This is a genomic window from Rhizobium leucaenae USDA 9039, from assembly GCF_000426285.1.
GTDB lineage: Bacteria > Pseudomonadota > Alphaproteobacteria > Rhizobiales > Rhizobiaceae > Rhizobium > Rhizobium leucaenae.
The window spans coordinates 34,718-52,733 of sequence record NZ_AUFB01000023.1; the positions used below are offsets into that span (position 1 = coordinate 34,718).

The 18,016-nt window shown below is 59.7% G+C and carries 21 protein-coding genes; 3 read left to right on the top strand and 18 right to left on the bottom strand.

All coding sequences use genetic code 11. The features are described from left to right. Positions 1-14: 14 nt before the first annotated feature. The 9 genes from K290_RS0126020 to ruvC are packed head-to-tail and all read right to left on the bottom strand — an operon-like array spanning position 15 to position 5,034. Complete coding sequence (locus K290_RS0126020) at positions 15-524, bottom strand: NUDIX hydrolase (protein WP_028754568.1); 510 nt, start codon at positions 522-524, stop codon at positions 15-17. Positions 525-528: 4 nt separating this feature from the next. Continuing rightward, positions 529-1,431 (bottom strand): metallophosphoesterase, encoded by a 903-nt coding sequence (locus tag K290_RS0126025; protein WP_028754569.1) that lies wholly within the window; start codon positions 1,429-1,431, stop codon positions 529-531. After that, positions 1,428-2,471: a Holliday junction branch migration DNA helicase RuvB gene (ruvB, locus tag K290_RS0126030; RefSeq protein ID WP_028754570.1), complete on the bottom strand. Its 1,044-nt coding sequence runs from the start codon at positions 2,469-2,471 to the stop codon at positions 1,428-1,430. The genes K290_RS0126025 and ruvB overlap by 4 nt, the downstream gene beginning before the upstream one ends. Next, positions 2,468-2,866, bottom strand: coding sequence for a type II toxin-antitoxin system VapC family toxin (locus K290_RS0126035; RefSeq protein ID WP_028754571.1), 399 nt, complete (start codon positions 2,864-2,866; stop codon positions 2,468-2,470). The genes ruvB and K290_RS0126035 overlap by 4 nt, the downstream gene beginning before the upstream one ends. Next, positions 2,863-3,123 (bottom strand): AbrB/MazE/SpoVT family DNA-binding domain-containing protein, encoded by a 261-nt coding sequence (locus tag K290_RS0126040; protein WP_028754572.1) that lies wholly within the window; start codon positions 3,121-3,123, stop codon positions 2,863-2,865. The genes K290_RS0126035 and K290_RS0126040 overlap by 4 nt, the downstream gene beginning before the upstream one ends. A 55-nt stretch (positions 3,124-3,178) precedes the next feature. After that, the gene (gene ruvA / locus K290_RS0126045) at positions 3,179-3,793 is read right to left on the bottom strand and encodes a Holliday junction branch migration protein RuvA (RefSeq protein ID WP_028754573.1); all 615 of its coding nucleotides are present in this window, start codon (positions 3,791-3,793) and stop codon (positions 3,179-3,181) included. A 12-nt stretch (positions 3,794-3,805) separates the two neighbouring features. Beyond that, the gene (locus tag K290_RS0126050) at positions 3,806-4,225 is read right to left on the bottom strand and encodes a type II toxin-antitoxin system VapC family toxin (protein WP_028754574.1); all 420 of its coding nucleotides are present in this window, start codon (positions 4,223-4,225) and stop codon (positions 3,806-3,808) included. Beyond that, positions 4,203-4,466, bottom strand: a complete 264-nt coding sequence (locus K290_RS0126055; RefSeq protein WP_028754575.1) for an AbrB/MazE/SpoVT family DNA-binding domain-containing protein — start codon at positions 4,464-4,466, stop codon at positions 4,203-4,205. Before K290_RS0126055 ends, K290_RS0126050 begins: the two co-directional genes overlap by 23 nt. A 55-nt stretch (positions 4,467-4,521) precedes the next feature. Continuing rightward, positions 4,522-5,034, bottom strand: coding sequence for a crossover junction endodeoxyribonuclease RuvC (gene ruvC / locus K290_RS0126060; RefSeq protein ID WP_028754576.1), 513 nt, complete (start codon positions 5,032-5,034; stop codon positions 4,522-4,524). A gap of 192 nt (positions 5,035-5,226) precedes the next feature. Here ruvC and K290_RS0126065 point away from each other — a divergent pair, with 192 nt between their 5' ends. Beyond that, positions 5,227-6,225: an LLM class flavin-dependent oxidoreductase gene (locus tag K290_RS0126065; RefSeq protein ID WP_028754577.1), complete on the top strand. Its 999-nt coding sequence runs from the start codon at positions 5,227-5,229 to the stop codon at positions 6,223-6,225. Positions 6,226-6,390: 165 nt separating this feature from the next. Here the strand turns inward: K290_RS0126065 and K290_RS0126070 are convergent, their stop codons facing one another. The 8 genes from K290_RS0126070 to K290_RS0126105 form a co-directional block, all read right to left on the bottom strand. Beyond that, on the bottom strand, positions 6,391-7,137 hold the full coding sequence (locus K290_RS0126070) for a YebC/PmpR family DNA-binding transcriptional regulator (RefSeq protein WP_028754578.1): 747 nt from the start codon (positions 7,135-7,137) through the stop codon (positions 6,391-6,393). A gap of 172 nt (positions 7,138-7,309) precedes the next feature. After that, positions 7,310-8,152: an MBL fold metallo-hydrolase gene (locus K290_RS0126075; protein ID WP_028754579.1), complete on the bottom strand. Its 843-nt coding sequence runs from the start codon at positions 8,150-8,152 to the stop codon at positions 7,310-7,312. Between the two features lie 125 nt (positions 8,153-8,277). Further along, positions 8,278-9,102: a TIGR00282 family metallophosphoesterase gene (locus K290_RS0126080; protein WP_028754580.1), complete on the bottom strand. Its 825-nt coding sequence runs from the start codon at positions 9,100-9,102 to the stop codon at positions 8,278-8,280. 2 nt (positions 9,103-9,104) lie between these two features. After that, complete coding sequence (locus K290_RS0126085) at positions 9,105-9,692, bottom strand: 5-formyltetrahydrofolate cyclo-ligase (RefSeq protein WP_028754581.1); 588 nt, start codon at positions 9,690-9,692, stop codon at positions 9,105-9,107. Between the two features lie 103 nt (positions 9,693-9,795). Beyond that, complete coding sequence (locus K290_RS0126090) at positions 9,796-10,473, bottom strand: HAD-IA family hydrolase (RefSeq protein WP_028754582.1); 678 nt, start codon at positions 10,471-10,473, stop codon at positions 9,796-9,798. Between the two features lie 202 nt (positions 10,474-10,675). Next, complete coding sequence (locus K290_RS0126095; protein ID WP_028754583.1) at positions 10,676-12,073, bottom strand: virulence factor; 1,398 nt, start codon at positions 12,071-12,073, stop codon at positions 10,676-10,678. Continuing rightward, positions 12,070-14,679: a bifunctional lysylphosphatidylglycerol flippase/synthetase MprF gene (mprF, locus tag K290_RS0126100; protein WP_028754584.1), complete on the bottom strand. Its 2,610-nt coding sequence runs from the start codon at positions 14,677-14,679 to the stop codon at positions 12,070-12,072. Before mprF ends, K290_RS0126095 begins: the two co-directional genes overlap by 4 nt. A 611-nt stretch (positions 14,680-15,290) precedes the next feature. Beyond that, positions 15,291-15,773: an SRPBCC domain-containing protein gene (locus tag K290_RS0126105; RefSeq protein WP_028754585.1), complete on the bottom strand. Its 483-nt coding sequence runs from the start codon at positions 15,771-15,773 to the stop codon at positions 15,291-15,293. A 64-nt stretch (positions 15,774-15,837) separates the two neighbouring features. On the opposite strand from K290_RS0126105, the gene K290_RS0126110 reads away from it, so the two are divergent. Next, positions 15,838-16,161: an ArsR/SmtB family transcription factor gene (locus K290_RS0126110; RefSeq protein WP_028754586.1), complete on the top strand. Its 324-nt coding sequence runs from the start codon at positions 15,838-15,840 to the stop codon at positions 16,159-16,161. A 39-nt stretch (positions 16,162-16,200) separates the two neighbouring features. Here K290_RS0126110 and K290_RS0126115 read toward each other — a convergent pair whose 3' ends face one another. Beyond that, positions 16,201-17,064 carry a helix-turn-helix transcriptional regulator gene (locus K290_RS0126115; RefSeq protein WP_028754587.1) on the bottom strand — a complete coding sequence of 288 codons (864 nt, stop codon included), beginning with the start codon at positions 17,062-17,064 and terminating at the stop codon, positions 16,201-16,203. Between the two features lie 100 nt (positions 17,065-17,164). On the opposite strand from K290_RS0126115, the gene K290_RS0126120 reads away from it, so the two are divergent. Further along, positions 17,165-17,983: an SDR family NAD(P)-dependent oxidoreductase gene (locus tag K290_RS0126120; RefSeq protein ID WP_028754588.1), complete on the top strand. Its 819-nt coding sequence runs from the start codon at positions 17,165-17,167 to the stop codon at positions 17,981-17,983. The last annotated feature ends 33 nt before the right edge of the window (positions 17,984-18,016 follow it).

Consider the following 18,016-nt stretch of genomic DNA (forward strand, 5'->3'; position numbering starts at 1 on the left):
CTGCACTCCCTTCTCTATGCTTTGTCGAGATCACCATCCCGCCAAACCAGATGGCGCGCACTCAGTGGCAGGCTTTCGATTTCCTCGGCGATGAAATAGGGCGGAATATCCAGTGCAACCAGCGCCTCGCGCGTCGCCGGCACCCATTTGAATTCGAGATGATCGTCGCCGTCTTTGAGGCGATGAACAATCTCCTCAGGATGGAACGGAAAACTCCGGGGGATATCCATCAGATAATAGAGTCCTAGCTCGTGCCAATTGCGCCGCTCGTAGCGAAAGAAATTCTCCACCATCCAGAGCAGCCGGCCAACCGCCACCTCGACGCCCAGCTCTTCGATCATCTCTCGCCGCAACGTCTCCTCGGACGTCTCGCCGATTTCCGCCCGGCCACCCGGAAAGGTCCAGAACGGTTCATGCACGGCGCGATGGACGAGCACATGCCCCTCACGAAAACCGAGGCCGGCAACACGCATCTGATAACGCGCATGACCAGCGTTCAACCTGATGATCTTGCGTTTCGACATCGTGCTATCCCAGATCGATCACAACGATTTCCGGCGGCACGCCAACACGAACCGGCGCGACCGAACAGCCAAGGCCCCCGGAGACGATAATATGCCGGTTCTCCTCGACGATATGGCCATAGACATACCGGTCGCCATAGCGCGACGGCAAATAAGGCGACCAGCCGAAAACCCTGACCTGCCCGCCATGCGTATGGCCAGACAAGGTCAGCGACACGCGCGACGGTACGGTCGGAAAAATATCGGGCTCATGGGCGAGCAGGATGACCGGCGCCACGTCATTCACCTGCGCCAGCGTGCCCGAGAGATCATCGAGCCCCGTCGTGAACTGGCGCTTCCAGCGCACGCTCCGGCGCAAAGCAAGCTGATCCTCGACACCCGCCAGCCAAAAGCCGTATCCATCCTTTTCCAGGCGAGCCGAACGATTGGAATAAACCGGAATACCGACATCCGCCAACGCTTTATGACTGAATGTCGGGCCGGCGCCGCGCTTTTGCGCCGTCGCATCGTGCCACCAATCATGATTGCCGACGATCGCGTGAACGCCGAGCGGCGCCTTCAAGGCCGCGAGTTCCGCCGCCCACACCCGATGATCGACATGGCCGGTTACGAAATCCGTTCCCGATGTGTAATCGCCCAGGAGAACGATGATATCGCCACCGAGATCATTGGCGCGGGCGCAGATGGATGCGATGCGATCAGCCGTCATCCACGGCGTGCAAGCGTGAAAATCGGCGAGCGCTACGATCCTCAATTTCAGCCCCGGCGTCCAGCCCGGCGGCGTGAGCTGGTATCGGGCTATGCTCAGCCGCACGACGGGCTCGTATCCGAAGGCATAGCCGCCGAGTGTCATTAACCCGACGATACTGCTGCCGAAGAATTTCAGGAAGCCGCGTCGACCAATCACTCGCCTTCCTCCTGGAACAGCCTGAACTGTGCTGCCTCCAGGTCCTTCGGCGGCTGCATCCCAAGATGCCTCCAGGCAATCGCCGTCAGCACGCGGCCGCGCGGCGTGCGCTGGATGAAACCCTGCTGGATCATATAGGGCTCGATGATATCCTCGATCGCGTCGCGCGGTTCGGAGAGGCCCGCCGCGATGGTTTCGATGCCGACCGGGCCGCCGCCGAAATTGACGGCGATCATGTTGAGATAGCGTTTGTCGAGCTGGTCGAAGCCGACATTGTCAACCAGCAGCCGCGTCAATGCCTCGTCGGCGATCTCGCGGGTTACGGCCTCGGCCTTCGCGACTTCGGCAAAATCACGCACCCGGCGCAGCAGGCGGCCGGCGATGCGCGGGGTGCCGCGGGCGCGCCTGGCAATCTCACGCGCGCCTTCTTCGGTTATGCCAAGCCCCATCAGCCGCGCTCCACGGCGCACGATCAACTCCAGTTCCTCGACCGTATAGAAGCTCAAGCGAACCGGAATGCCGAAACGATCGCGCAGCGGCGTCGTCAACAGGCCGAGACGCGTGGTCGCCGCAACCAGCGTGAACTTGGCGAGATCGATCTTCACCGAACGCGCCGCCGGGCCTTCGCCGATGATCAGGTCAAGCTGGAAATCCTCCATGGCCGGGTAGAGGATTTCTTCGACGGCCGGGTTGAGGCGATGGATTTCGTCGATGAAGAGCACATCGCGCTCTTCGAGATTGGTCAGAAGTGCTGCAAGATCGCCGGCCTTGGCAATGACCGGACCGGAGGTCGAGCGGAAATTGACGCCAAGCTCCTTCGCCATGATCTGCGCCAGCGTCGTCTTGCCGAGACCCGGCGGACCGACGAACAGCACGTGATCCAGCGCCTCTCCTCGCCCCTTCGCAGCCTCGATAAACACCTTTAGATTGGCGCGCGCCTCCGCCTGGCCTGTGAACTCGTCCAGCGACTGCGGCCTCAGCGTCACATCCAAGTCTTCGCCCCGCTTTTCCGGCGATATCAGGCGTGCGGCTTCGCTCATGTCAGAAGTTCCATTCCGGGTATGCGTTTGGCGGCTTTTTCATCGAAGGTCATCGTCAGATTGCAGCCGGCTTTGCGATTGCGCAAGGCGATGAACGTATCGGCGAACTCGACTTGCGAGGACACCATGATGCCCAGCACCTCCTCAACCAAAAGCTCGTCCTCTAGCAAGATATCCTCGGCCTCAAGCAAATCCGAAATACCTTCCATAATTTGCGATCGCGACAGTTTCGTTTTTCGGCGTAAAAACCAGGCAAACTCCATCAATGTGATGCAATTGATGTAGCCTGGACCGATTTCAGGAAGGCGCGCGAATAGTTTCGTGACCTTCTCATTCTGCGAAGGATCATCCTGAAGGAAGAAACGGATCAGGATATTGGTGTCGAGTCCGATCATTCCTTGCCCAAAACATGCTCGACAATAGCATCGCCGATCACATCATCCATTTCTTCGACCGTAATCGGAGCGCGGTGCGGATCATAGAATTTTCCAGCAAGATCGATGGCTCGCTTGTTTTTTGCCTTCATGATGATCTCGCCGTTACGATGAACGTAGCGAATCTTGTCGCCGGGCTTCAATTTTAGAATATCCCTGACTTCCGCCGGCACCGTTGTCTGCCCCTTCGATGTCATTGTTCCGTAAAACACGGTCATCGCTCAATCTCCTTACAATTGAAGAATAGTAAGGAGAAGTGGAAAATGCAAGGGATTACCGAGACAGCTCCTTGAGTCCCAGCCTGATCAGCTTGGCGCTGTCGGCCCCCTCACCCGCCGATTTCATCGCGGCCGCGACTGCGTTCGCGGCCTGATCGCGGGAATAGCCAAGATTGGTGAGCGCGGACACTGCGTCGGCGACCGGAGCGGAAGCGACACCTTCGCCCAATTCCTGCTTGAGGCCGATATTGATCGCCTCCCCCGCAAAAGCCGGCGCCTTGTTCTTCAGCTCGGTGACGATGCGCATCGCCACCTTCGGTCCGACGCCCGGCGCCCGTGACACGGCGCTGCGATCCTGTAGCGCGATCGCATTGGCAAGCTCCGCCGGCGTCAGCGTCGACAACAGCGCCAGCGCCACCTTTGCGCCGACGCCCTGCACGGTCTGCAGAAGATTGAACCACTCCCGCTCGAATACCGTCGTAAATCCGAAAAGACGTATCTGGTCCTCGCGGACATAGGTCTCGATGAAGAGAACACAGGCTTCGCCCACGGAACCGAGTTTCGACAGCGTGCGCGCCGAGCAATAGGCGACGTAGCAGACACCATGCACATCCACGAGCGCATAGTCCTCGCCGATCTCTTCGAGTGTGCCTTTCAACTTGCCGATCATGAATGATGTCCGTCAGGGATGGGTTTCAGGGGAAATGAGATCAAGTGAAGGGAAGTAGGAGCGGTAGCGAGCGGCATCCCGCGTCAGCAACCGGTAGCGGCGCCACTCGGCATGGGCACCGATAAGAAAATCAGGCAATGTTCTTTCCCGCTGACCGCCCGTGAGCCGATAAAGCCTGTGCGCTTTGCCCGCCCGAAAAGCGGCCTCGTAAGGCATATGTTCCCGCTTGAGATTCAGCCACGACAAGGCTGCCAGCACGTCCTCCTCGGTCAGCACGGAAGCGGCCAATTCCGACCACACAACGGGGTTCATAACCAGTTCCCCCTCGCCTGCGCATTGTTTCAGAGACTGAAGTGACCACCGCCGGTGTAAAGTTGCCGGACCAAGGACATCGATGAAAATATTAGTATCAACGAGGGTCGACGTCGTCACGTGGACCCCTCAACCATTCCATATATTCGTCAGTGGTCATGCCACCAAGATCAAGCGTTCCCTTTACGCGCTCCGCCCAATCGTCGAAATCACGGATCGGCCCTTGCGCACCTCTGTCCACTCTGACCAGCAACGCCCCGTTTCCCGAAGCAACAAAATCCACTTCCGAACCAGGGCCGATGCCCAGCCGGTCTCGAATTTCCTTGGGGATGGTCACCTGACCTTTTTCCGTGACGCGCATGGTAATACCTCTTCAGTAATACTTAGCGGCACAACCGGAACAAGTCAAGAACAAGCTACCCCGCCAGTGCCGCCTGACGCATCCGGCTAGCACCGCGATTGTGGGCATGGCAGATGGCGATGGCGAGCGCATCGGCGGCGTCGTTGCCTTTGAACTCCACTTTCGGCATCAGGATCTTCAGCATCATGTGGATCTGCTGCTTCTCGCCATGACCCACGCCAATCACCGCCTTTTTGACGGCGTTCGGCGCATATTCCGCTACCTGCAGCCCGGCACGCGCCGGCACGAGCATGGCGATACCGCGCGCTTGGCCGAGCTTTAGCGTCGCCACCGCGTCCTTGTTGACGAAGGTCTGTTCGACCGCGGCTTCGTCCGGCTTATAGCTGTGGACGATATCGGCCAGCCCGTCATGAAGCTGGCAAAGACGCGACGCGAGATCCATCTCGCCATCCGATGTCACGGTTCCCGAGGCAACGAAACGCAGGGAATTGCCCAATGTATCGATAATGCCCCAGCCGGTACGGCGCAGGCCGGGATCGATGCCGATGATTCGAATCGTGTTCTGCATGCGTCAACCTATCTTTGGAGCAGCAGATGTGCCAGTAAAATGTGAACAAAACAAAAACAAACTCCGAAGCCAATCGTCTTTCAGTAGCTTTTAGCGCTATGACGAAATTGACGCGCAGGGTTTGGAATGGAGTGCCCGCACTCCTACATGGAGAACATTGCTCCTCCCTTTTCACCACGCAGGTCTCTTGCCATGGTCCCTTTTTCCATTCTCGATCTTTCGCCCGTTGCCGAGGGCAGCACCGTCAGCCAATCTTTTGAAGGCTCGAAGCGCATGGCCCAAAAGGCCGAGGCGCTTGGCTACAGCAGGTTCTGGCTGGCGGAGCATCATGGCATGCCCGGCGTTGCCAGCGCCGCGACGGCGGTCGTGATCGGCCACGTCGGAGCAGCGACCTCGCGTATCCGCATCGGCTCGGGCGGCGTCATGCTGCCGAACCATTCACCGCTGGTGATCGCTGAACAATTCGGCACGCTCGAAGCCCTGTTCCCGGGCCGCGTCGATCTCGGCCTCGGCCGTGCGCCGGGCACGGATATGCGCACGGCGCAGGCACTGCGTCGCAACCTCGATGCCGGCGCCCAGAGCTTTCCGAATGATATTGTCGAGCTGCAGCACCTGTTCAGCCCCGCCGACGAGAACCAATCGATCCTTGCCGTGCCCGGCAACGGCGCCAAGGTGCCGATCTGGCTGCTCGGTTCAAGCCTCTACAGCGCCCATCTCGCTGCCATGCTCGGCCTGCCCTATGCCTTCGCCTCGCATTTTGCACCCGAAGCCCTGCTCGACGCGGTCGCCATCTATCGCGACCGTTTCACACCATCGACATCGCTTGACAAGCCCTATGTCATGGTCGGCATCATGGGCTCGGCGTCGGATACGGATGAAGAAGCGCAATATCACTTCACCTCGGCACAGCAGCAATTCGTCAACCTGCGCCGCAATGTCCGCGGCCCCTTCCCACGCCCCCGCAAGGACATGGACGATTTCTGGACACCGATGGAAAAATTGAACGTCGAGCATACGCTCCGCTACGCCGTGGTCGGCTCGCCCGAGACTGCGGAGGCCAAGCTTTCGCAGTTCATCAAGGATACGGAAGCGGATGAAGTGATCATCTCGATGCCGATTCATGACATCGAGGCGCGGCTGAGATCTGTGGAGCTATTCGCGCAATTACCGTCGTTCAAAAAGGCGGCGTAAATACCTTCGCCCCAGCGGGGAGAAGGTCGCGCGGCACGCGCGGGTTGAGGGGCGTTACCGGCAAATAACTAGATTGCGAGCAGGGTCCAAGCATCTTGCGGTGCAATGCCCCCTCATCCGCCTCTTCGGGGCACCTTCTCCCCGCAGGGGAGAAGGTAAAGACCATCAAGCCGAAAGCTTGGCCAGGATCTCTTCGGAGACTTCGAAGTTCGAATAGACGTTCTGCACGTCGTCATCGTCTTCCAGGCTGTCGATGAGTTTCATCAGCGACTGTGCCTTTTCTTCGTCGACCGGCACATTGTTCTGGGCGCGCCAGATCGCCTTGACGGTTTCGGCTTCGCCGAGCGTCGCTTCCAGCGCCTTGGCGACTTCGTTCATCGCTTCGAAACCGCAGATTATGGTGTGGCCTTCTTCGTCGCTCTCGACATCGTCGGCGCCGGCTTCGATCGCGGCTTCCATCACCTTGTCGGCATCGCCAGCCTCGGGCTTGTAGGTGATTTCGCCGACATGGTCGAAGGAGAAGGAGACGGAACCAGTTTCGCCGAGCGCACCGCCGGCCTTGGTGAAGATCGAACGGACGTTCGAGGCGGTGCGGTTACGGTTGTCGGTCAGCGCCTCTACGATGATCGCCGTGCCGCCGGGGCCGTAGCCCTCATAGCGGACCGCATCGTAATTCTCGGTGTCTGCGCCGGAGGCTTTCTTGATGGCGCGGTCGATATTGTCCTTCGGCATCGACTGCGCCTTGGCGTTCTGGATCGCCAGGCGCAAACTTGCGTTCATGGTCGGATCAGGCAGACCCGCCTTCGCGGCGACGGTGATTTCACGCGCCAGCTTGGAGAACATTTTCGAACGCACCGAGTCCTGACGACCCTTGCGGTGCATGATGTTTTTAAACTGTGAATGGCCAGCCATGGCACCCCTGTTCACGTCTTTTGTTGGGAATGGGCCGCCTTATAAGAGCGAAGCGCCTTTCATTCAAGCAAAAAGCCCGTAAAGACGCCCATGACGAGCGCTCGGCAACGATATCCTTCAGAGGAGTGCCCGGGCGGAGGGAGAGGGCCGCCCGGGCATCGTGCTGATCGGCTCAAAGCCCCTTCAGCACGTAAATCAGCGGCTTTCGCGGCAGGGTTTTCAGCGAAACCGTGGTGCTTGCGGTCGGCGCGTAGGCTACGTCGAAATCGGGACCGAACATCGCCAGGAATTGCTGTATCGGTGGTCCCCAGCGATGCATGGGCAAAATGAGCGACGAACGCAGCCGCTTCACCACCCGGCTCATGCTATCAGCGCCCATGGTAAGGCCGCCGTCGACCGGCACCATGACGACATCGAGCCGGCCGACCTCGGCATATTGTTTGTCGTTGAGTTCGAAATGCAGGTGACCGAGATGACCGATGCAAAGGCCGGCCACTTCGAAGATGAAGATCGAATTGCCATTTGCCTCGACACCTCCCGAATAGGAGCGGATATCGGTCACCACATTGCGGATCAGCGTATCGCCGACGGTCAAATTGATCTTCGCCGGCTCGCCCGGCGTATCGCTCCAGCCGTGCAGCACATATTTGATCGCCGGGTCCGGCGTCAGCGTGTAGTGGCTCGGATGCGCCTTGTTCATCGTCACGACATCAGGTGTATAGGGCGGCTGAAAAACGCCGCTGAAATCCGTCGCGATCGACACGCCGCCGGGCGTCTCGATGAAGAGAGTGGCATGACCGAGAAAAGTGATTTTTACATCGCCGCCGACGGGATCGTTGGCCGGCATCGGCGCTGAACTCGAAAAGCTGGCGAATGTAGCCCGGGGCAGCGACTGCGCGATCGCCTGACATTGGCTGACATGTGGGCGGGAAGGTCTCTCCTGGGCATCTGCGATACTGCAACCCGCCACGGTGAGCAGAAAGATCACAGCGAAGACGGGAAATCGCAGCATCATGCCATCCCTTCAGCTCCACAGAGGGCGAAGAATGCGGCATGGTCTGAGGTACGTCCAGCGGCAATCCCGATCGGATTGCTCACAATCGCGTCATCGCCGCCGGGCGATCAATAGCTGGCCAATATCTAACGCCAGAATTCCGGAATGGTCTCAGCCAGGCGGGGCCCGATCCTGAGCGGCGCGATCTTTTCGGCCAGCCCCGTCGCATCCGATATCTCGACACCGACGCCACAGATGGTGGCCGGCCCGGAGGCTGCCTCGAAACGGCCCTTCGGCATCTTCGAGATGAAGCGGTTGAGCGGCTCTTCCTTTTCCATGCCAAGCGAGGAATCGTAATCGCCGCACATGCCTGCATCCGACATGTAAGCGGTACCACCGTTCAGGATCTGCGCGTCTGCTGTCGGCACATGCGTGTGCGTGCCGACGACGAAGCTGGCGCGGCCATCGACGAAATGCCCGAAACATTGTTTCTCGCTGGTCGCTTCCGCATGGAAATCGAAGACGATGGCGTCCGCCTGCTCCTTCAGCGGGCAGGCATCAAGGATCGCCTCCGCCGACTTGAACGGATCGTCCAGCTCTGGATGCATGAAGACGCGGCCCATGATGTTGGCGACGAGCACCCGGGCACCGTTGCGGGCATAATAAATGCTGGAACCGCGGCCGGGCGTGCCGGCCGGATAGTTGGCGGGGCGCAGAAACTGATCGTGGCGCTCGCAGAACACCACCGCTTCCTTCTGATCCCAGACATGATTGCCCGTCGTCACCACATCGGCCCCGGCATTGATCGTTTCCAGGAAAATGTCCTCGGTGATGCCGAAGCCGCCGGCGGCGTTCTCGCCATTGACGATGACAAAGTCGAGCTTCAGATCGGAAATCAGGCCCGGCAGGCGATCCCATACCGCAACCCGTCCAGTCTTGCCGACCATGTCACCTAAAAATAGCAGCCGCATTCCTATCCAACCTCTACGGAAACGAAATTGAGTCCGCTCTCGGTCAAAATCGCGTCAAGACGGACATCATGCGGCTCAGCCGGTACTGATGGCACTTCTTGGCAATCAAAAGCAATGCCGATCAATCGTGGATTCAGCCCTTTTTGCTGTAGCCGATCAATGGCGCGGTCGTAATAGCCCGCACCGTAGCCGATGCGATGACCGGTATTGTCGAAAGCCGAAAGCGGCACCAGCATGATCTGTGGGTCCAAAACCGCAGCTTCCGGCCCCGGCCCTGCCGTGCCAAAGCCGCTGGAAACCAGTTCCGCACCCGGAACGAGTTCGCGGAAAACGATGGTGCGTTTGTCGAGAATGACCGGCACGCAAAGCCGCGCACCCCTCTCGCGCAGCCGTGCCATCAGCGGCCGTATGTCCACTTCCGATCGGATTGGCAGGAAGCCGGATATGATTTCTCCGGGTTGAAACTCGATCGCATCGCCGGCATGCGCAAGCATCGCCAGCCCCTTTTCGATACGCTCGTCGGGAGAAATGGCATCACGTGCTGCCAGGCGCTCGTTGCGATATAGGGTTTTCAGCTCTTTGGGGGTCATCGGGCTTTCGCGGATTTCGACAATATCACGAAAACATAATGAGCCAGCGGCCCATTGCAATGCGTGAACGCGACATGCGGTGATTGCATGCTCGCCGGAGGCGTCAACCGTCCCGACGCATCACCGAGATCCGGCCGTCTTCATCAATATGCGCGCGGACATTCTCATAGTTCAGCAGCGTCCGATGATTGGTATCGAGGGGATGGGAATGGGTCGCCGAAATCACCATGACGTCGGCGCCAGCGGCTTCACCGGCTTTGATGCCCGCCATCACGTCTTCGAAAACCAGGCAATCGGATGGCCGCAGACCGAGGCGCTCAGCGCCGAGGATGTAGCATTGCGGATCGGGCTTGCCGATCTTGACATCTTCGGCGGTGACGATGAAGCGTGGGACCGGGACGCCGGCGGCCGCAAGGCGTGCCTGCGCCAGCCGATAAGGCGAGGAGGTGACGATTGCCCAGCGCTCCGGCGGAAGCGAGGCCAGGAATTCGATGGCACCGGGGAGCGGCACCACGCCTTCCACATCGGCGATTTCCGCTTCGGTGATCAACAGCGACTCCGCCACCGGATCGACGTCCGGCAGATTGAGCCGGCCGATCGTATCGACGCCACGCGAACCGTGCATGGTGGGCATGAATGCCGCGACATCCAGCCCCTTGCTGCGCGCCCAATCGCCCCAGACGCGCTCGGCGGCCGCGATCGAGTTGATGATTGTGCCATCCATGTCGAACAGAAATCCGGAATAGCTTTTGTCGAAGGCGAAAGACGGTGCGGCGGACAAGATTTAGTCCCTTTCGGTTTGGCGGGATCAGTCGGTGAGCCAGGGCTCACTCACGATATCTTTGCTCCGACTACCGATAGCGGCGGCAAGAAGCAAATGAATGCTGGATGGCAGGCGGGGAAAAGCTGGCTCACCGAGCTCTGGCATATCCATCGTCGCGGTAGGATGCGCGACGGAGCAAACCGCCGCGCATGCCGCTATATTATTCGCCGAGCCGGCTCTTCAGGCCGTCAATGATATGATTGGCCAACGCCTCATAGTCGTCGTCGAAATGATGGCCACCGTCCATGGCGATGACTTCGGCGCCCGTGCCCTTCAGCGAAGGGCAGGCGACATCCTCGTCGTCGTCCTTGCCATAGATGCATTGAACCGTCTTCGGATTGATCGACTTCAGGTCGCTGAGGGGATCGCCGCCCTTACCTTCGCTCTCGGCGCCGAGCCAACCCATGACCGAGATCACATAGTCGACCTTGCGCGACAGCGATAGCAGCGACATCTGCACGATCTTGTCCTTGTCCGGTTGCTTCAGCCGGTTGTAGCTCGCCGGCAGCACGTCGGCGCCGAAGGAATAGCCGATCAGCACCACATGCTTCACCTTGAAGCGCTTGGTGTAATATTGAATCATGCGGGCAAGATCGTCGGCGGTCTGCTGCGGATCGCGTTCCGACCAGAAGTAGTGCAGCGAATCGACACCGACGACCGGGATTCCCTGGTCCTGCAGATAGCTGCCGACCTCTTTATCGATATCGCGCCAGCCGCCGTCGCCGGAATAGACGATCGCCAGCGTGTCTTCCGTCGGCTTGGTATTCATGACATCGACCGGCAGACCGAGCGGCGACTTTTCGCTGTCGATGGTCTTCATCAGATCCACGAGCCCGTCGCTCAGCGCCGCATAGGCATCATCCTGATCGGAATCGGTGACCTGGACATCCGGATGCTCCTTCTGGATCTCCTCGACATGATTGCGCCCGTCCTTGGCAGCCTTCGAGGTGAAGGTCGCAAGGATCGGGTTCGGCAGCGCACCGTCCTGCAGGCCAAAGGACACGATGTCGCCATCGGTCTTCTTTTCGGCCGGCGTGCAAAGTTCCTGCTTCAACGCGATGCCGAAGGTCGGATCGACGGCGAGCGTACCGGCCACGGTGGCGTCAGGGGTCTGCGCGGCGATGGTCATCGCCATGGCACCGCCGGCGCCGACACCGGCGATGACAGGCAATTCATAGGTGCTGTCGGCAAAGGAGCGCTGCACCTGCTGGCTCAGCGACTCCAGATCGGAGACCATGTAGATGCAACCGTCATTCTGGCTGACGTCATACTTGTTGAGCGATGCCAGAAAGGACGGGTAATCGATGCCGATGACCAGGGTACCATTGGCGACGAGCTTGTCGGCGACGCCCTTTTCCTTATCGCCCCAGCCGGCAGCGTCAGAGATCAGAACGACCTCGCTCGTCACCTTGCCCTGGGGACGCATAATATGCGGCGGAGAGATCATGCCGAGATCGTATTTGGCGCCGTCCTCATCCGCTCTCGCCGCGCCCGATGCCAACAGGCCCGTTGTCAACAAGAATGCGAAAGCCAATGACATTGCGTATTTCAAGATCATTTCCTCACGACCCCCTTAAGTCCGCCCCCGATGAGGAATGTGGCATCCATCAACGCGATCATTGGACTGACACCTCCCGAAACGGCCAGGTAACGTGGCTGCCATTCGGGATGAAATTTGGATTTGAAGGCACGCAGCCCTTTGAAATTATAGTAGCGCTCGCCGTGCTCGAAGACCGTTCCGCCGACCCTGTCCCAGACCGGCGCCGATTCCCGTCTCGACATTCCCGACAGGGGTGCCATGCCAAGGTTGAAGCGCTGGAAGCCCTGCTCCTTCAGATATTCAAGGATCTGCACGAACAGAAAATCCATCGACCCCTTCGGCGCATCGGGCGAAAAGCGCATCAGATCGACGGAGCCCTCCTCCTTGGTTTCCGTCATCAGGATGTTGGCGAAAGCAACGATTTTACCATCCTTTTTCAACACGCCAATCGGTTGCGACGCGACGTAGTCGGGATCGAAGGCGCCGAGCGAAAAACCCTTTTCCTTGGCGTTGTGATCGGCAAGCCATGATTCCGAAACTTCAGCAAGCTGATCCATGACATCGGGCACATGCTGCGGCTCGATAACGGCAAATTCTAGTCCGTCCCGCACGGCGCGGCTCGCCGTCTGGCGCAGATTGGCCCATTTACCGCCCTTCAGCTCGAAATTCTGGAGATTGACCACGGCCAGCTCGCCAAGCTTGAAAGCACGCAAACCGGCATCGGCGCAAAAGGACAAAAGCATCGGCGATATCTGATAGAAGACCGAACGGCAGCCAGCCGAACGGGCGGTTTCGACGAAGCGCCAGACGAGTTCCGGCAGGGCATGCCGAGGCCCGATCGGATCGAACAGCGCGATCCAGGAACGACCCTGCTTACCATACATGATGAAGGCGTCACCCTTTTCGGAGAACATGATGCTCTTGTCGCCCATGCGCACGAGATTGGCGTCGGCAACGCCTTGCTTGCGCACGATTTCAACGGCACGTTCGACGGCATGATCGGAAACCGGCTCCAGGCGCGCCGCAGCCGGCCGCAGCAGGCTGAAGATCGCGATCGCCGACGAGACGATAGAGATGCCAAGCACGGCGCGAAGCCCGCGCGGCGCTTCTTCGGTAAATTCGAACTGCCACCAGAGTTGGTTGCTGTATTCGACGTCGCGATAGACGAAAAACAGGATGACGACCGCGCCGATGCAGATAACCGCAATTGCCGTCAGCCATCCCCCTGTCAGGGCTTGATTGAGCAGCGAAGCCGGGCGCGTGAACAGGCGGCGGCTGACAACGAGGCCGAAAACAAGGAAGGCGAGAAGCGCGGCCTCGACCACCGCAATGGCCTTCAACAGGGAGAATAGCAGCGCAAGAACCGCGGAGATGATCGAAACCCACCAGGCGCCGTCGAGACGTTGGCCGAGGCCGCGGGCGGCAACGATCATCGCCAGGCCGAGAAGGCTTGAAACAAAATGCGCGCTTTCGACGAGCGACAGCGGCAGAAAGCTGGACAGAAATTCGAGGTTCCTGTCCGGCGTCGGCGTCACGCTCGAAAACACCAGCATCATGCCGAGCAGGAGCGCGAAGGTCGACAGCAACTGCGGCATCAGACGGCCACCGATACGCCGCATGCTGGAGGCGGCCGGGTGGTCGACGAAACGACGCAGTTCCGCTGCCGAAACCGCAAGGATGGCGATCGCCAGCGGGATGACATTGTAGATGACGCGGTAGAGAACCAGCGAACCGAGAACAGCGTCGGCGTTCACGGAGCTGCCGAGCCACGCGATGATGATCGTCTCGAAAACGCCGAAACCGGCCGGAACGTGGCTCAGCACACCGAGACCGACGGCGATGGCGTAGATTGCGAAGAAGCCCGGCCAACCAATGGCCGAGTCCGGCAGTAAGACGTAGAGTACGGAGGCCGAGGCGGCGATGTCGACCGCCGTCACCAGGAATTGCCGGGACCAGGTTAGCGAATCCGGCAGGCGGATTGCGATCGGTCCGATCCGCACCTCGCGGCCATTGCGGCCCACGATGATAACGAAGGCAAGGGCCGCGATAATCGCACCGGCGATCATACGCAGCCACAGGCCGTCGACGTTGATCAGCGGGCCGATCTCATCGGCGATAATCAGCAGCGCGATGGCGCCGACTGCGGCAAGCCCAAGGCCAAAGGCGAGCGTCACGAAGGCGATAACGCGGGTAATGTCGTCCGGAGACAGACCGAGCCGGGTATAGGCGCGATAGCGGATCGCACCGGCACTCAGGGCGCCGAAGCCGGCGGTATTGCCGACGGCATAGGCGCTGAAGGAGGTCAGCGCCACATGCGGGAACGGCAGCCGCTTGCCGATATATTCCAGCGCGTTCTGATCGTAGAAGATCAGCGAGAAGAAGCTGAGACCCGTGAAGAACAGGGCAAGCAGGATGGACGAGACTTTCGTCGTCGCCAGCGCATGCACCACATCGTCATAGCGCACTTCGTTCGTCAGATCGAAGATCGCATAGGCGGCGATACCGAAGACGGCAACGGTGAGGATAGCGACGATCAGCGTGCGATTGCGGTTCAAGAATCCGCTTATGCCACCGCGCGTTTCCAGTTCCTCATCGGCTTTTTCCAGATCGATTGGGGTCGACATGCTCTACCTGTTTGAATTGGCTTTCGCCGGTCCCGTTTGCTCGGATGTGCAATAACGGTAATCTGCATCTCTGTGTTACCGCCTGCACTTCTTACGACGGGCTCTTGTTCTCGAGCGCTCCCATCATTCTGAATTTGGGCAATTTTGGCGCAGGACCCGTTCCGCCAGCAATGAATCTGTTATTATTTAAAGGAATTTGTCATTCACCCGGATTTTGAGCTTATCCACACAGAAAAGTGAACAGTGTGACCTGCAATCAACGCAGCTCTCTATCAGGAAATTCCCGCTAGTCACACCTGCCGATGCATCTTTTTGACCATCGTATCTTGCAAACCCAGCGCGCCTTGCGTTCCAGACCGCAACTCGAGCTTGTCGACCCGCTCCGACCTTTGGCGATATTCATCGGCTTGGTGGTCGGTTATGTATGTTATTCGGCTGGAAGAGCGACCGGCGCGGTCGTCCCGACAACTGTCCATGGCACGCAGGCTGACGCAGAGTTTGCATGCTTAGCACTGGGGAAAGCGCTGGCACTGATCTTCTCGGCGGCAACGCACCGCCGGGAAGCATGCGTGATTGAGACGGCGAGCAGCGCATCAGTGCTGCCTGCTGCCTCACCGATCCGGCGCTTCCGCTGGCTCGCCGCGCATTTCGCTCAGGAAAAATCCCTCGCGCAGATTGATGCCATATTCGACGAAAGCTTTCATGCAGCAGAGCATCTGCGTCCAACCCTCGCAATTCAGATAGGTGCCGCGCCGGCCGGCTGCATCCTCACGCCAGCCGGATTCCTCGATCGTCACGAGGGTACCGCCGTCATCCAGCGGTTCGAACGTCATCTCGACTTTCGTCCTGTAGCGCACGCCGTCTTCGCCGGTGCCGCCATCCCAATGAAAGATGATGCGCCGATCGGTTTCCACCTCGTTGACCTCGACCGGTGCGTTCTTCCACCAGATCACGGTCGTTCCAGCCACGAGCGGCGCGCTGGCGCCGCCGACGGTGGTGAAATAGCTCGAGAGCTTCTGCGGATTGACGACTGCATCGAAGACCTCATCCACCTTGCGGCCTATGCGTCCCGAAATACGAACATTCAACGTCATGGTTTTTCCTCCGTTGTGCTGCATTTCCATTGCGATTAGAGGCATTATGTTATAAAAACATAACATGTCAAGCGAATCGGACAGCGATCTCATTTTCAAAGCCCTGGCGCACCGGCGTCGGCGCGAAATCCTCGACATGCTCAAGGAGGCCCCGAGGACGACCGGCATGCTCTGCGAGAGCTTTGCGGATATGGACCGCTGCACGGTGATGCAGCATCTGAAGGTGCTGGAGGAGGCCGACCTGGTGATCGCCAAGAAGGAAGGCCGGGAGCGCTGGAATCATCTCAACAGCCTGCCGATAAAGCAGATTCACGACCGCTGGATCAGCGCCTATGCGGGCCACGCTTTATCGATCCTCGATCGGTTGAAGAGCGATCTCGACGGCTAGCATTATAACCGTCCGCATGCGCTGACATACGCCGCGCGTTCAGCTTTTCGCGTTCTGGCTGAGGAGTGTTTTGAGCTTTTCGCCGGTGCCGTCCTCATCCACGGGCGTATAGACGACCAGCTTCATATCCGGCCGATCGATGACGGCAAGAGCCGTATATTCGAACGTCATCAGCCCGCCTTGGGCATGGCGCAAGCGCTTGTAGCCTGTAAGCGGCCGCAGCACCTCCTGCTTCGGCCACCAGGCGCGAAATTCCGGGCTTGCCTGCGTCAATGTGCCGATCAGCCGCTCGAAGTCAGGATCGCCGGCATAGCGGGCGCTGTCGGCGCGGAACATGGCGAGCGAATTCGCCGCCACCATCTCCCAATCGACCAAAAGTTCGCGGTGCGCGGGATCGGTGAACACCCGATGGACGCTATTGCGCGCATCGCCCTGCAACGCGCTGTAATCGCCGAAAAGCGCCACCGCCGCGGCATTCCAGGCGAGCACATCCCAGCGCCGGCCGAGGACATAGGCAGGTTGGGCGGTCAGGCTTGCAAGCATCCGTCGCAGCGATTGCGGCACTTCCCCCGGCCCGCGCGAGGGAATTTCCGCTGGCGGCCGATCGCTCAGGGTGAAGAGATGCCGTCGTTCCGCTGGGTCCAGCCGCAACGCATCCGCAAGCGCCGACAGCACTTCAGCGGAGGCACGCACATCCCGTCCCTGCTCAAGCCAAGTGTACCAGGTGGCTCCGACACCGGCGAGAAGTGCCACCTCCTCGCGCCGCAACCCCGGCGTCCGCCGGCGAAATCCGACCGGTAGACCGACGCTTGCCGGCGTCAGTTTCTCGCGGCGGGACCGCAGGAAAGCGCCGAACTCACGGCGCCTGGCTTCGAGAATGGTTTGGTTTTGATTGATGGTCATCGCTTATCATAGCAGGATGAATACTAGGATAAAACCGGAACTGTTTGTCGCTTTCGCAAACTGCCAAATATCACTGCGGAGACAAAATAGAGGTGATGCGATGGACATGAGCGACAAGACGATCCTGATCACCGGCTCGACCGACGGTGTCGGCCGCCGGGTTGCCGAAAGGCTCGCTGCGTCGGGCGCCATGGTCCTGGTGCATGGACGCGACAAGGCGCGCGCCGAAAGCCTGCTTTCCGGCATTCGCAGTGCGGGCGGAAAAGCCGCCTTTTACCCTGCCGATCTTTCATCGCTGGATAAGGTCCGTGCCTTGGTCGACGCGATCAAGCACGACCATGATCGCCTCGACATTCTGATCAACAATGCCGGCATCGGCACCAGCAGCGGCGACGCGGGGCGCCAGGTCAGCCGCGACGGGTATGAACTGCGCTTTGCCGTGAACTATCTTGCCGGCTTCCTGCTGACACGGTGCCTGCTGCCGCTATTGAAGGCGAGCAGCCCCGCGCGCATCGTCAACGTTTCCTCAGCCGGCCAGCAGCCGATCGATTTCTCCGATGTCATGCTGACGCGCGGCTATAGCGGCGTGCGCGCCTATTGCCAAAGCAAGCTGGCGCAGATCATCTTCACATTCGATCTCGCCGAGGAACTGGCTGATACGGGCGTTACCGCCAACTGCCTGCACCCTGCGACCTACATGGACACGACCATGGTGCGCCAGGCAGGCGTTGCTCCGATGAGCACAGTCGACCAGGGCGCCGACGCCATTCTCAACCTGGCCGTGGGCGCCGGTCTCGAAGGACGGACCGGCCTCTATTACGACGGGCAGCGCCCTTCCCGCGCCAATGCCCAAGCCTATGACGCGGCCGCGCGTCATAGGCTGCGCGTCCTCAGTCACGACCTTACCGGTCTTGCCTGAACGGACCAAACATTTCTGCCATTACTCGTCCAA